This is a genomic window from Methylotenera sp., assembly GCF_029945705.1.
GTDB lineage: Bacteria > Pseudomonadota > Gammaproteobacteria > Burkholderiales > Methylophilaceae > Methylotenera.
In genome coordinates, this window is the sequence record NZ_JAQSDC010000014.1 from 1 (window position 1) to 15,601 (window position 15,601).

The window sequence follows — 15,601 nt, forward strand, 5'->3', positions numbered from 1 at the left end:
GCGCAACTGGTCACGATAGTCCGTTTTGATCGGTCACGATAGCCGTAATACGCACAAACAGGTGCATCTCCAATCAGATTGTACCCAGTTAAGAATACAAAAGATCATACGGTTGCAATTGTTGCCATAGAGGCAATGATTTGTGACTCTCAGCTGCATGAGGTCATTACTTCAATATTAAAGATATATCAAAACTTCACGGGCCTTATTAATGATAATGAGCGTGATACCTTAACTGGCTTGCTTAATCGTAAAACTTTTGATTACAAAATCAATAAGATTTTGGTGCAAATGCAAGAGGAGGCTAAACTCAAAAATGATGAAGCTAACAAGGCGTATTTTCTGGCTATTTTTGATATTGATCATTTTAAGAGAGTGAATGATGAGTTTGGTCATTTAATTGGTGACGAGGTATTACTTTTATTTTCCCAGCTAATGACGCAAACTTTCAGAAGTCGTGACCAGATTTTTCGTTTTGGGGGTGAGGAGTTCGTAGGCGTTTTTGAATGCTCAAGTCATGATGATATTCCCAATGTTCTCAATAGATTTAGGGAGAAAGTAGGAGGCTTTGATTTTCCTCAGGTTGGAAAAGTGACTGTAAGTGCAGGCTATACTCAGATTTTTGCGTATGACCTTCCTAGCCAGTTAATTGACCACTCGGATTTGGCGCTATATTTTGCAAAAAATAATGGCCGTAATAGAGTCAGCTTTTATGAACAGCTAATAGCCGATGGCGCCCTTCAAGAAAATAAAAAAGAAGGCGATATAGAGCTCTTTTAATTTAGATTTTTAAGTAATAAGGTTTTACCCGTATGTTTGTTTCTATCTAAGAACTTAAGGCAGTTTACTCGTGACGTGTTTAGACCAAGCTCCATCAACTAAAATGTTAAAATACATATGGCAAAATAATTGATACATATGGCCTTTCAGGCTATAGTGGTATTGATTGTTGAAGTTGTTAAATTTTATGTAAAGGTCTAAATTGATGGCGGCACTTCGTCCAGTGTTAATGATTATTGATGATGATCCTTTAATTACGGATACGCTGCACTTCGTGTTGAGTAAGTACTTTGAAGTATGCGTCGCAGAGTCTTATGCACAATTAAAAAGTTTACTTCAACAGCAAGATAGTATGCCAGCCTTGGCATTGGTTGATTTAGGTCTTCCACCATCACCACACACGCCTGAAGAAGGTTTTAAAGTCATTAGCGCACTATTAGCGCATTCTCCAACTATTAAAATTCATGTGCTTTCTGGTCAAAGTGACGATGCTAACGTCAAGCGTGCGCTGACTCTAGGCGCAGTAGACTTCATTGCAAAACCTTGCGATGTTGAAAAGCTTAAAGACATGCTGCTTCAATCGCTCAAGGTGCAAGATGTTGAGCTCAATGAAGTTAAGGCTGAGCTGGAGTTCGATGGCTTATTAGGAGCCAGTTTGCCTATGCAAGCATTGCGTACGCAAATTACGCAATTTGCCGATTCGCCATTCCCAGTACTGATTGAAGGGGAGTCTGGCAGTGGTAAAGAGCTGGTTGCGGGTAGTTTTCATCATGCAAGTAAGCGTGTGCTGCATCCCTATTTGTCAGTCAATTGCGCTGCAATTTCGCCATTATTGGCTGAATCTATATTGTTTGGGCATACCAAGGGCGCGTTTACTGGTGCTATTGCTGCACATGCTGGCTATTTTGAAGATGCCAGTGAAGGTACACTTTTCTTAGATGAAATTGGCGAGTTACCTTTAGAGTTGCAAGCTAAACTGCTACGCGTGCTTGAAAATGGTGAATATCAGCGTATAGGCGAAACGCAAACGCGTAAGAGTCAAGCACGTATTGTGGCCGCAACTAACCGTGACTTACGTGCCGAAGTACGCGCAGGTAAATTCAGGTCTGATTTATATCATCGATTAAGCGTGTTTGCTGTGCATGTGCCACCTGTAAGAGATTTGGGGGATGACAAGCATTTGCTGCGTGAGCATTTCACTCAGTTTTATGCGCAACAGATAGGTAAGGCGCCATTTGTGTTAGATGAAGCTGCGCAAGCACGTTGGCTGGATTATAAATTCCCAGGTAATGTGCGCGAACTCAGAAACATTGTGATTCGCTTAATTGCGAAATATTCCGGCAAAACACTCAATGCTACTCAATTGGTTGCGGAGTTCGATTTATCTGAGCCGGAGTCATCAGCGTCAGGTTCAGAATTATTAAATATTAACGATGCAGCAGGTATGACGGCGCAAGCACAACGTCATTTACAGCGTCAAGCCAATGTGAGTTTAGACTCTGTACTTAAAAGCTGGGAGCGCGCTTATATTGAAGCGGCAATGCAAATGACGCATGGCAATTTAAGTCAAGCAGCAAAGTTGCTCAGCGTGAACCGCACAACGCTGTATAGCCGCATGAGTAACACTGACGAAAACTAGAATAGACCAACGGAAACCATTTGTATTACCCGCACTTTGGCTTAAAAGAGCCGCCATTCAAAATCACCCCGAATACGGATTTTTTCTTCTCGGGCGGCAATCGTGGCGCCGTATTAGATGCACTAGTTTATGCCATCACTAACGGTGAAGGTATCATTAAAGTAGTCGGTGAGGTCGGCAGTGGCAAAACGATGCTTTGCCGCATGCTGCAAACCATCCTGCCAGAGAAAATTGAGAGCATTTATTTAGCTAACCCAAGCGTAGCGCCAGAAGACGTGTTGCACGCGATTGCTTTTGAGCTGCAGCTTAAAGTGCCTAAAAATTCAGATCGCCTAAAAGTGATGCAGCTTTTGCAAGCACATTTGCTCAATCGCCATGCTGAAGGTCGGCAAGTGGTGATTTTTGTCGAAGAGGCGCAAGGCATGCCGCTAGCTACGCTAGAGGAAATTCGACTACTATCAAACTTAGAAACCAAGCAAGATAAGCTTCTGCAAATTGTGTTATTTGGCCAGCCCGAGCTTGACGCTAACCTGAGTGAGACGCATATCCGCCAGTTGCGCGAACGCATTACGCACAGTTTTCATTTAGAACCTTTAGGCACGAAAGATATCGGCGAATATTTGATTTTGCGCCTGCGTGCCGCTGGGTATCATGGGCCGCATCTATTTTCTGAGGCCGCGATTAAAAAGCTTTCAGCCGCAGCGGAAGGTTTGGCGCGACGGGTGAATATCTTGGCAGATAAGTCACTATTAGCCGCTTATGCGGATAATGTTTATCAGGTCACACCAAAACATGTCAAAGCGGCAATTCAAGACAGTGAATTTGGTCGTAAAACAACTAATTACAAGCAGTATTTTATAGGTGCGAGCGTGTTGATAGGCCTTTTGGCAATAGCGATAGGCTATGCATGGTGGCAATATCAACATCAGCCAAAAGTTGCAGTCGTCAAAAATGTAGTTGTTGCCGCTCAGCCCAAAAAAGTAAAAGTTGAAGCGTCAGCTCCTGCTCTTAATACGCCTGTGGCGAGTAATATAACCGTTCCGAACCCCAATGCTGCGGTTGTTGAGCCGACAACCACGGTGTCATTGGCAAGTCCAGCGGTACCCGCAAGTGTCGTTCAGCCTACCCTAAATAATCAAGTAGCAACTGCGCCAGCCGCTACATTTGTGGCGCCAACAGCCACACCAACTGCCCCCGTCAATATAGCTGAAACTAAAACCTTGGTAGATAAGCGTTTAGAGGTTACTAGAAGTCATTTGTTAAGCGCTGCACCAAGCACAATAACATTACAAATTAAGTCGCTACCAACAGATGCGAAGCTGAGCGGCGAACAGAAGAAAGACGATCAATTAAAAGCGGAGCTGGATAGAATTAGCCAGCAATTAGAAATAGATAATATTTATTTATACCGTAAAACCCAAAATGGTGAAACCTACACCGTGATTTTGTATGGCGAATTTGCAGAACGCAACGAAGCGCTAGCCGCACTTAAAAATCTGCCAATATCAATTAAAAATAACAAACCTTACTTACGCACTTTTGCAGGTATTAATAAGGATATTGATCAAACGCAATAAATATAGCGCGTAACTTATTGTAAACAATTGATATTCTGTTCATATTTCTTGCTTTTTTTGAGTTATTATGCAAAATGTACAAAAGAGTGTAATTTAAGCAATAAGCTGGGGGTGGGACTGTGCTAAACAACAAACAAATATTAGGGCATTTATGCATGATGCTTGTTTTAGGTATGTCTGCATGCGCGCATCAATCTAAAATCACACCTTCAAATGGCCATATTGATGGGCAAAATACCGCTAAGCATCAAGCTGAAACACAAACAGGCTCAAATAACACAGTCGACAGTAAACCAGTAACAGCAAATATTCCTAAACCCGTTACCAATAATACCTATCTTCCCCCACCAAAACCACAGGTAAAAGCACAGCTTTACAGCATCGTTGTTTACGATACGCCAGTAAAAGAGGTGCTATTCGCCATTGCGCGTGATAGCAAACTTAATATTGATATTCACCCATCAATTCAAGGTCGCGTCACTCTGAATGCGGTAGATCAAACTTTGCCTGCTATTTTAGAACGCTTATCTAAACAGGTGGATTTGACTTATAAAATTGAAAATAACGTTTTAACGATTAAGCCAGACACTCCGTTTCTGAAAACTTACGCGGTGAATTACGTCAACATGAATCGTGACACTACTGGTGAGGTGAGTGTAAGTAATGAAATTGCTTCAAGTGCTTCTGCTGCTGGAGGTGCATCTGACGCTAGTAACAATACATCTAAAACTAAAGTGGTGAGTGAGTCAAAAAACCATTATTGGGATACGCTTATTAAAAATATTGAAAGTATTTTGCAGGAAAGTGATAAAGAGGTTTTAATTAAAAGGCTTGTAAGTGATTCTACACTTCGTGAATCTTACAAAATGAATGACTCTGTTCGAGCCTCAGGTTCAGGCTCAGCCTCCGCAGGAGGTACAACAGGATTAAATTCAGGTAGTGCTGAAGGGGCATCTGGAAGTGGTAATGAAGCGCTTGAGGCAACAAAGTTGGCAAGTAAAAATGCTAGAAATGATAGCAATGCAAAAGAATATCGCCAGCTATATGCGGCATCCGTTATTCCTAATAGAGAGACTGGAGTGCTTAGTGTGCGTGCCACACAGCGCCAACAAGAAAAGGTGCAAGAATTTTTAGATAGAGTGCAAGCTAGTGGTAGACGCCAAGTGCTGATAGAGGCTTCAATTGTTGAAATTAAACTCAATGATAGATTCCAAGCTGGCGTAGACTGGAGTCGCTTAGGAAATGGGTTTACATTTGAACAAAGCACATCCTTCTCTACTCCCGATACGGTTGCATCAAAGCTGCCATCTTTGGTGGTAGGGTATAAATCAGGAACTGCATTGGGGAATATAGCTGCATCAGTTAAGTTGTTGCAAACATTCGGTGCTACTAAGGTGCTTTCTAGCCCTAAGATGATGGTGCTAAATAGTCAAACAGCCATTCTTAAGGCCGTAGAAAATAGAGTGTATTTTACTATCGTAGCTACTCCTGCTGTAATTGGTGCAAACGGCAACGTCACCTCTCCTTCTACTGTTACAACCACTCCTCATACCATCCCTGTAGGTATATGGATGAGTGTGACGCCTCAGGTGAACGAAAACGGAACCGTTACTATGAACGTGAGACCAACAATATCAAGGTTGTCAGATGAAATTCAAGACCCAAACCCTGACTTAAAGGCCAAAGCTGGGGGGTTAACAGCAGATATTAAGAGTGTGATACCACAGATTTCTGTGCGAGAAATGGAGTCAATGTTGCAGGTGCCAAGTGGCAATACAGTAATATTGGGGGGGTTAATGCAAGATGAAATTTCAAATAACAATAATGGCGTCCCAGGTGTTTCTAATGTTCCTGTAATTGGTAACGCTTTCAAAGCGAAAGATAATAATACGACTAAAACTGAACTGGTTATTTTCTTACGCCCCACAGTGATTACAAACGCTAGTCTAGAGAGTGATGAACTTTCTAGTTATAAGCAATATCTACCTTTTCAAGCTTTAGAGAGGGCTTCAGAAGCTGAAGCCGAAAATGAAAGGTAAACTTTTATATGAGTTTACTCATTAAAGCATTAGATCATTTAGAAAAAAATAAGCAGGCGGAGAAAGACAAAAAGCAAACGGGTGCGTACGTGGCTGAAGAGGCTTTATCGCTTGAGCTGGTGCCTATCGAAGCCACAGTGCAGGAGGCTGAGCTTGCTCCCGTGGTTGAGGCCCTAGAGGCAAGTGTAAAAACAGTCAGCGTGCCGCTTGACCAAAATCTTTCTTTGGAGGAGGAGGCTGGGTTAACTGGTACATCTTTCGTGGCTAGCCAATATGCCAAGCCAAAAACCTCGTCTAAAATTGCCAGTAAATCAACAGTAGAGACAAAGCCATTACAGAACGCTACACAAGAGACATTACAATCCACGCGTGTTAAAAGTAAGGCCGCGGCTACAGGCCCAACACCTGCTTTGCAAATGGTGAATGATGAGTTGAATCAAAAGACCGCCGCTAAGGTATTTGTAGCGAATAAAGAAGCCAAAGCACCTAGCTCAAAACTTGCGTTAATTAGCTTAGGTGTGGTGGGCGCGTTGTTGGTTTTGTTGGGTTTGCAGGGGTATGACTATATTAAGCGTCTCACCACGCCAGATGTTGTAGTGCTAAAACCTATTGTGCCTATGCAACCACAAGTCGCAGTAGCATCAACGCCGCCAAGCACGCTAACGCCAGCTGAAGTCGCAATGCCCGTTCCAGAGGTTTCCGTACAAGAGAGTCAAACTGTCAATCAAGCGAGTGATGTTGGTCGTCTTGATAATAAAGCGACTACCGCAGCGTTTAACAATAAAACATTAGAAAAGTCTCATGTTGTTGAAGATGTGATTGAAACTGAGCCAAAAAGGTCATCAATTAAGAAGGCAAATAGAAATAATGATGCTGAATATGAAGCAGCTGATACAAGCTACGCAGAGCCAGCAAGCAATAAGAAGCAAAAACCACTTACACTGATTAGCAAGGTGCAGTCACAAGGCGTAGATCCAACACTACTTGCTGCTTACCAAGCTTTCACGCGTGGTGAGGATGCAAATGCACAGAAGCAGTATCGACAAGTGTTGCAGCGCGATACACATAATGTAGATGCTTTGCTTGGCATGGCGGCGATTGCTCAACGACAAGGACGCGATGCGGATGCGCAAGGTTGGTATCAAAAAGTATTGGAAATTGAGCCTAGAAATAGCATTGCACAAACGGCGGTTGTGAGTAGCCGTCCAATGAATACAGACGGTGCTAATGGCGATGCGGTTGGCACAGAAAGCCGTATTAAGAACATGATTGCGCAGCAGCCAGAAGGCGCAAATTTACATGCAGCTTTAGGTAATTTATACGCAGAGCAAAGCCAGTGGCCTTCTGCACAAGAAGCTTATTTTAATGCTAGCCGATTAGCACCCAATAATGCCGACTATGCCTTTAATTTGGCGATTAGTTTAGACCAAATGGGTAAGTCTAGTTTGGCTTTAAAACAGTACCAACGCGCTTTGGATCTACTGAATAAATCTGGCGGCAACAGTCCCGATAGAGCACAGTTAGAGGCGAGAATTCGCGAACTTCAATAATATGCAAATACTCCCTCCCACTTTAAGGGGAAGGTTAGGATGGTGGTAACGTGTTAAGTACTTTGAATAATTTACTCTCTCCCCAGCCCTCCCCCTTAAAGAGTGAGGGAGCTAAATATTTAGCAATATTTATAACTAAGAATGCTTAGAAAAAGCAGAAATGAAATGGTAAATTTTATGTATGAGCGTTTTCAAAAAATGGTAAATCAGGCTTACTAGATGGCTGAACAAAGACGTAAACCTCGCTTAGGCGAGTTGATGGTTCAGCAAGGCTTGATCAGCCCTGATCAGCTGCGCATCGCGCTTACTGAGCAGGAGCATAGTGATTTGCCATTAGGTCGGCAGTTAGTGCTATTGGGTTTTGTCACAGAGATTATGGTGCGCGATGTAGTGGCTGACACCATCGGTTTCGAGAGTATTGATTTGTCTACCATTGTGGCGGATGTCGATGCGCTGAACCTAGTGCCGCAAGATTTTTCCCGTCGCTATCATTTGCTACCTATTGCTTATGAAGCTGTCACCAAAACCTTGGTGGTGGCTATGGCCGATATGTTCAACGTGGTGGCGTTGGATCAGCTCCGCGCCATGCTTGGCGGTCGTATTCAAATTCGGCCATTACTCGCCGCAGAAGCGCAGCTGGAAGAATACATTGACCATTTTTATGGGTATGAATTATCTGTTGATGGCATTTTGCATGAAATTGAAACAGGCGAGATTGATTACAATAGCTTAAGCGCTGGTGGCGATGAATACACTCAACCTGTGGTTCGTTTAGTGGGTGCGTTGTTGATGGATGCAGTTAAGCGCGGCGCATCAGATATTCACTTTGAACCTGAATATGCATTTTTACGCATACGTTACAGAATCGATGGCGTGCTTCACCAAGTGCGTAGTTTGCATAAAAGCTATTGGGGTGGGGTGGTCGTTAGGCTAAAAGTGCTCAGTGGTTTAGATATTGCAGAAACACGTGCGCCTCAAGATGGCCGTTTGAGCATGAATTTATGCGGTCGTCCGATTGATTTTCGGGTATCAAGTCACCCGACAATCAATGGTGAAAATATCGTACTGCGTGTGCTGGATAGAGAAAAGTCTATCATCCCGATGGAGCGTATGGGTTTGCGTCCTAATACGTTAGAGGAATTGCGCATTATGATGACGCGCCCTGAGGGCATTGTCATTGTCACTGGGCCTACAGGTAGCGGTAAAACGACTACGCTCTATTCACTGCTGTCATATCGCAACACTGAAGCCGTGAATATCATGACGCTGGAAGACCCTGTAGAGTATCCCGTTTCTATGATGCGCCAAACTTCGGTGGCTGAAGTCAATAAAGTCGATTTTGCGAATGGTATTCGGTCGATTATGCGCCAAGACCCAGACATTATTCTGGTGGGTGAAGTGCGTGATGAAGACACCGCGACGATGGCTTTTCGTGCCGCTATGACTGGTCACCAAGTGTTTACCACCTTGCATACTAATTCTGCATTAGGTGTTTTTCCGCGGCTTTCAGATATTGGTATTTTGCCAGATATTATGGCGGGCAATATTATCGGCGTGGTTGCACAGCGTTTAGTGCGCGTACTTTGCCCACACTGCAAAGAACCGCATGAGCTGGATGACCTTCAACGCAAAATTATGCGATTAAAACCGAGCGATAAACCAAAGATTTTTAAGCCAAAAGGCTGTAAGCAATGCAATCAAACAGGCTATCGCGGACGTATGGCGATTATTGAATTATTACGTATTGATAGTGATATGGACTCGTTAATTTCTCGCCGCGCGCATTTGGATGAGTTGCAAAAAATGGCGATGGATAAGGGCTTTGTCACCTTGGCCGAAGATGGTGTGCGTCGCATTATAGAAGGCTACACCAGCTTGGCTGAAGTGATGCGCGTGATTGATTTAACCAACCGTTTAAACTCATAATTTTAATGCCTTCATTCAATTACAAAGCGATAGATCAATTAGGTCGTCCCGCGATGGGGCAGATAGACGCGCTTAACGAGGTGGATTTAGAGATTCGCCTTGAACGCATGGGTTTAGATTTAATCACCTATCGAGCAGTCGCAAAATCGACAAGTTTGTTGAATAGTAGCAAAGTCAGCAATCAAGATTTAGTGATGTTTTGCTTTCAAATTGAGCAGTTAAGCAGTGCAGGTGTGCCGCTGTTAGAGTGTTTAACCGACTTACGAGAAAGCAGCAATAATCCGTATTTCCAAAAAGTACTCGGCGCAATTGGTGCAGAAGTTGAAGGCGGAAAAATGCTTTCACAAGCCTTGGCCGAACACCCGAATGTTTTCACCGAGGTATTTGTTAGCTTGGTGAGCGCGGGTGAGCAAACTGGCCAGTTACCCGTAGTGTTTAATAACTTGTTCAATACCTTGCGCTGGCAAGACGAGTTAATGTCGCAAACCAAAAAACTATTAGCATATCCAGCTTTTGTTGCGGTGGTGGTATTTGGGGCAGTAGCTTTTTTAATGAGTTACCTTGTGCCGCAAATGGCGTCTTTTCTAAAAAATATGGGGCAAGAGTTGCCCATGAATACCAAGTTTTTAATCGCATTGTCAGATGCTTTTGTTCACTATTGGTGGCTGATGATTGGGTTACCAGTGTTGGTTGTGGTTGTCCTTGCAAGTATCATTAGAACCAATCCCATAGCGCGTTATCGGTTTGATATGATTAAACTGCAACTGCCGTATACAGGGCCAATTTTAAACAAAATTATTATGGCGCGATTTGCGCGCTATTTTGCGTTGATGTACCAAACAGGCATTCCAATTTTAGACGCGATTAAAATTTGTGAAAAAATTGTAGGTAATCGCGTGGTGGCTGATGCGCTTAGCCGCGTGCATGCACAAATTAGCTCAGGCGAGTCCATGTCTGAAAGCTTTCGAAATGCAGGGCTATTTCCGCAGTTGGTGGTGCGTATGATTAAAGTGGGTGAAAATACCGGCGCATTAGATAAATCATTACTTAACATCAGCTATTTTTATGATCGTGATGTGAATGACTCTATGGATAAGCTACTCAAAATGATAGAGCCAGCACTCACCGTCTTTCTCGGCTTAATACTTGGCTTTATTATGTATTCAGTATTGGGACCAGTTTACGATTCATTTAGTAAGTTGAAAATATAAATGCAAATTTCGCACCACAGGCACTCCGATTTTCTAAGCACTAAAAAGTGCTTGAAAAGTCGTATGTCACTACACTGCGTTACACACAAAAAATTACTCCTTACATATCAGGTATATGCGGCGTCGCAATTTTTTATATGTGCCTTGCGTGGTTTAGATATTTGCATTTATGGTCATGGTTTTAAAAAATGTCTTTCAAGTCATGACTAGCCGCGCCGATAAATTGGTATTATGCGCTACATCACACAGCCTGTTAGCTGGGTTATGGCATGCGGGTAAATTACAAGGCAGCCAAGCTTTTAATAATGATGACGCTGGGCATGAGGGATTTGCTGAGTTTCTGAAACAATATATCAGCATTCCAGTGTATTTAATGGCGGACGCGGTAGAAGAGGATTACCGCTTAGAGAGCGTACCGCATACCACAGGTGCGGCAAAAAAAGAGCTGGTGAACCGTAAGCTTAACCAGTTCTATCGTGGTTTAGACTATCGTACTGCGCACTTTGTGAATCGTGAGACGACTAAACGGAAAGACGATAAGTACCTATTCGTCGCGCTTAACAATGCTGACTTTTTGCAAACATGGGTCAATTTGATACAAGCTGCAAAAGTGCAATTGGTAGGTATTTACTTACTACCAATGCTTAGCCAAGTATTGGTGCGGCAGTTAAAATTAATGGCACCGCATATCTTGTTATGCGAAAAATTATCTTCAGGTTTACGCCAAACTTATTTTCATAATGGTCGACTCCGTATGAGTCGGCTTGTGCCCAATGTGCCAACAGCGGCAAATCAATTAGGTTATTTTTATCTGGTAGAAACAGAAAAAACGCGACTTTATTTGATTAGCCAACGCTTTATTACCCGTGAAACACCGCTAAATCTAGTGTTAGCCAGCCTAGATGGTTCTACGCAACATATCAGTCAGGGGATTAGCCAAGAGCAGGGCATTGAGTGTTCTGATATTAATTTAAGCCAAATTACCAAAAGCTTAAACCTACCCACAAAATTAATAGAGCAAATGCCAGAGTTACTGCATATGCATTTGTTGGCTAGTGGGCATGTGGTCGATAACCTTGCTCCTGAAGCGCTCACTAAAGAATATGACTTTAGTAAATTAAAACAGAAGATCAAATTAGCTGCTTTGCTGCTGGGTGTGTTGGGTCTGTTTGCCGCAGGTGGAATGTTGATGCAAGGTTTAAGCTATCAGTCAGCACTAAAAGAGGCGACGCAAGATACGGTATTACAGCAACGTCGTTATGACGAGGCTGCTAAGAATTTCCCAGTCACTACAATAGGCGCAGAAGACTTAAAAGCCGCCGTAGAGTTAGATAAAACCATTTCGACTTATCCAAAATCACCAAGGCGCATGATGCAAGTGGTCAGTACTGCGCTGGAGCAAGTGCCAGAAGTGCAGCTAGACCGATTGCACTGGGTGCTAACTAACGATATGAATAGTAAAGATGACGATAAACTCATTAGTTTGCCAGCTTCTAGTACGCCTACCAACCCGGCATTTACAGCTGATGCAACAAAACTATATGAACTGGCTTATGTGACTGCAGAAATCTCTGGTTTCACAGGAGATTACCGCAGCGCATTAAACAGCGTGCATAAATTTGTAGAAAAGCTCAATCTTGACCAAAACATAGCTGCAGTAGAAGTGTTACAAGAACCAGTGAATGTGAGTTCTTTTGTGAACTTGCAAGGCAGTACTACCGATGAGCAGACTGCACAAACACAACCCGCTTTATTCAAGTTAAAAGTGATACTCAAGGCGCCTGAAGTCGCTGTAAATGCAGGCGTGGCTGAGGCAAAGCAGCCATGAAACTAGATAAGCAAGATTGGCAAAGGCTACAAGTCAGCATTTCATTGCTAGTGGTGGTGGTGATTGCGGTTGTCGCGTTATTAGCACTGGCGCAAAAATTTACTAGCGAGCAAGAAAAATCCATGCAGCAACAGCAGAATTTGCTCAACTCTGCAAGACAACGTTATCAGTCATCGGGTGTAGAGAAACAAATAATGACCGAATATTTGCCGCAATATCAGGCGCTGATTAACAAGGGTTTGGTTGGTGAAGAACGCAGATTAGAGTGGGTGGACGAGCTACGCAAGCAACATCAGCTGAATAAATTGTTTAGTATTAAATATGGCATAGGCTTACAAGAGCCGTATAAACCAAGCTTTGCGAGTAATCTTGGTGGGTTTGTGTTGAACCGATCGGTCATGACGCTAGACCTTGATATGCTGCATGAGGAAGATATACTGCAGTTAACCGAAGCATTAAGTAAAAAAAATGAAGAGGTTTTTATGCTACGCGATTGTGAAATTACCCGATTAAATGCAGGCGGCGCGCTAAGTAACCAACTCATAGCCAACCTGCACGCAAAGTGTGAGTTAGATTGGCTCACGTTGCGTGAACCAGCACCCACTCAAACGACGACGCCCTAATGCGTATTAATCAACCATCATACAAACTATTCACAAGCTTATTAGCAAGCCTGTGTATTACTTTGTTCTCGCTACAGTCACACGCTGAAACTTCAATTGAAGGCAATCACCAATTAGGTAGACTATTTAGCAAACCCAATGAGCGCAGTAACCTTAATGTGATTAGGCAAAATCAAAAACTAAAAGTTACGCCCGCAGCAGATGCTCAGCAATCAGCGGTGATAACAGAAGCTACTCCAGTTGAACTACCAGACCCCATTACCCTACAAGGCTATGTTAAACGTAATGATGGCGCAGCCAATACGCTATGGATTAACGGCCAGGCCGTGCAAGAAAATAGCAGTATAGACAATGTGAAAATTGGTAAACTTAATCAAAAAGGGTTCTCAAAAAAAGGCGCAAGTACTGAAGGCGTTGATGTAAAAATACCCGCGAATGGTAAACAAATCCGCCTAAAAGCAGGGCAAATGTACGAGCCAGAAAATAATAAAATTTATGAAATGCAAGTTGTTGAGAAGGCGAAGAGATTGAATTTAAAACAAAGCGGCACGATAGACGACGCTGATACTTCTAGCCGAAGCACATCAGGTAACAATGCAGAATAGTGCTTAATTGCTATGGCACATCAATCCAATTCATTATCAAAGTTGCACAGACTTCGTTTAAACCAATTTTGGACTAAGCAAAAAGGCGCAGCACTGATTCTTATTGCGTTTATTCTTGGGCTAGGTGCGGCAGCCTACGTGCTAAAAACATACAACGCAGATACGGCAAAGGCCAGGCAAGATGAGAAAACCTATAAGGCTCTAAATGATGCTAAGACCGCATTAATTGCTTGGGCCGTAAACTACAAAAATTCTCCAGGCCAAATGCCATGGCCAGATAGAAATGGTGATGGCAATTATGACGGCAGCAGTGATTGTGTAGCTACTACTTTTCAATATCCCTATCTTCTTGGACAGCTTCCAAGTCAGCCCACAACAAGCCCTTGTTTAGATCCAAATAATGGTTTAAATATATATACTGGATTTAGTACATATCCAGGACTGAATCAAGTATTTACCGACGCGCAGGGCAATCGGTTTTGGTATGCTGTGTCAAGAAATATGGTTTATGACTATGAGCATTCGGAGAACCCAATTATCAATCCTGGAGTGGCCGACCCTCCACATGCGATTACGCCATACATGCGACAAAGTGGAACCCAATCATATCCTTGGCTGACAGTTTTGGATAGGAATGGAAATTTAGTTTCCGATAGAGTTGCCGCCGTGATTATTGCACCTGGTAGTCCTCTGTCAAATCAAGATCGTTCATCCCCAGCGCCAAATGCTAGTGAGTTTTTAGATGGTTTTATGATTGGCGCCGCTAATAAAAAAAACAATGACTCTTCTTTGGTGAATGAGGATTTTATCATGGGCGAAGATAGTAGAAATGTTCCAGCTAGTGATACTACTTTTGTTAAACCTTATTATTTCAACGATAAGCTTGTTTACATTACGATTGATGAGCTAATGTATGCATTAGAAAAGCGTGTCTTAGAAGAAACAAAAAGTACACTGAATAAGTACTATGTAGCAAATGGCTATTATCCGTTTGCGTCAGGATTGGGATTAACAGCAAATCAAAATCAATGTGTGCAAGGTAATTTAAGAGGATTGCTGCCAGTTAATACTCCTGCTGCACCCACTTGTAACTGTATCGCATCAAGTAGAAGCTGTAGTTGCAATTTCAGTATATCTAGTTCAATTTCATTTACAAGAACTACAGGGACTTTCGTGGCAACGGGTGGTGGTGTAAATGCTCCGACTGGTGCATGTACAGTTAACCCTTTAACTACAAACACGTGTACATGTAATGGTTTAGGTGGTTGTCTGAGAGCCTCTGGCGCCGTACAATTTAGCTGTAATGCTTGCGGTTTCTGTACTGCAACAGTCGCAGGTACAAATAAATTTATAACAACAGGTGCGTTTAATAGCCCTTTAGGATCTTGTAGCACTTCATCAAGTACTCAGGTGAGTTGCTCAAACAGTGCAGACGGATCGTTTTCTTTGGCTTCTTGTAATATCAATGAAACGATAAAATCACTGCCGTCTACGGGTGGTTTACTGCCTTTATGGTTTACTGCAAATCAATGGGAAAAATATATTGTGTATGCAGTTTCAAATGATTGTACCTCAACGGGAACTTGCGTATCGACAACATCGCCACCTAAGTTAACTGTAGGGCTTAATCAAAAGGTGAATGCAGTTGTAGCTGGCTCAATTGTCAATCCAAATAGTTCATGCAGTATAACTAGCTATTTAAGTGATGTTGAAAATACAAATGTAACGGTTAGTAATGGATCGCAAGACTTTATCTATCAGAAAACAAATCTTAGAACCCAAGCAAATACAGATCAAGTTTTGGTCGTTACCCCATGAGTAAT

Annotated in this window: 11 protein-coding genes; all 11 read left to right on the forward strand. The window is 42.7% G+C overall.

The window, feature by feature from the left end:
* Window positions 1–78: 78 nt before the first annotated feature.
* The 11 genes from PSU78_RS04130 to PSU78_RS04180 all read left to right on the forward strand — a co-directional run bounded on the left by PSU78_RS04130 (window position 79) and on the right by PSU78_RS04180 (window position 15,596).
* Window positions 79–780: a GGDEF domain-containing protein gene (locus PSU78_RS04130; protein ID WP_300384714.1), complete on the forward strand. Its 702-nt coding sequence runs from the start codon at window positions 79–81 to the stop codon at window positions 778–780.
* 205 nt (window positions 781–985) lie between these two features.
* Window positions 986–2,419 (forward strand): sigma-54 dependent transcriptional regulator, encoded by a 1,434-nt coding sequence (locus tag PSU78_RS04135; protein WP_300384717.1) that lies wholly within the window; start codon window positions 986–988, stop codon window positions 2,417–2,419.
* Window positions 2,420–2,439: 20 nt separating this feature from the next.
* Window positions 2,440–3,996, forward strand: coding sequence for an AAA family ATPase (locus PSU78_RS04140; RefSeq protein ID WP_300384720.1), 1,557 nt, complete (start codon window positions 2,440–2,442; stop codon window positions 3,994–3,996).
* A gap of 155 nt (window positions 3,997–4,151) precedes the next feature.
* Complete coding sequence (locus PSU78_RS04145) at window positions 4,152–6,035, forward strand: type II secretion system protein GspD (RefSeq protein WP_300384723.1); 1,884 nt, start codon at window positions 4,152–4,154, stop codon at window positions 6,033–6,035.
* 8 nt (window positions 6,036–6,043) lie between these two features.
* A complete protein-coding gene (locus PSU78_RS04150; RefSeq protein ID WP_300384725.1) occupies window positions 6,044–7,585 on the forward strand; it encodes a tetratricopeptide repeat protein in 1,542 nt (513 codons plus the stop codon).
* 219 nt (window positions 7,586–7,804) lie between these two features.
* The gene (locus PSU78_RS04155) at window positions 7,805–9,511 is read left to right on the forward strand and encodes a GspE/PulE family protein (RefSeq protein WP_300384727.1); all 1,707 of its coding nucleotides are present in this window, start codon (window positions 7,805–7,807) and stop codon (window positions 9,509–9,511) included.
* Between the two features lie 5 nt (window positions 9,512–9,516).
* Entirely contained in the window at window positions 9,517–10,722 is a 1,206-nt protein-coding gene (locus tag PSU78_RS04160) for a type II secretion system F family protein (RefSeq protein WP_300384729.1), read from the forward strand.
* 175 nt (window positions 10,723–10,897) lie between these two features.
* Entirely contained in the window at window positions 10,898–12,550 is a 1,653-nt protein-coding gene (locus tag PSU78_RS04165) for a hypothetical protein (protein WP_300384731.1), read from the forward strand.
* Window positions 12,547–13,173: a hypothetical protein gene (locus PSU78_RS04170; RefSeq protein ID WP_300384733.1), complete on the forward strand. Its 627-nt coding sequence runs from the start codon at window positions 12,547–12,549 to the stop codon at window positions 13,171–13,173. Before PSU78_RS04165 ends, PSU78_RS04170 begins: the two co-directional genes overlap by 4 nt.
* Entirely contained in the window at window positions 13,173–13,778 is a 606-nt protein-coding gene (locus PSU78_RS04175; RefSeq protein ID WP_300384735.1) for a hypothetical protein, read from the forward strand. The genes PSU78_RS04170 and PSU78_RS04175 overlap by 1 nt, the downstream gene beginning before the upstream one ends.
* Window positions 13,779–13,790: 12 nt before the next feature.
* Complete coding sequence (locus PSU78_RS04180; protein WP_300384737.1) at window positions 13,791–15,596, forward strand: hypothetical protein; 1,806 nt, start codon at window positions 13,791–13,793, stop codon at window positions 15,594–15,596.
* Window positions 15,597–15,601 lie beyond the last annotated feature (5 nt).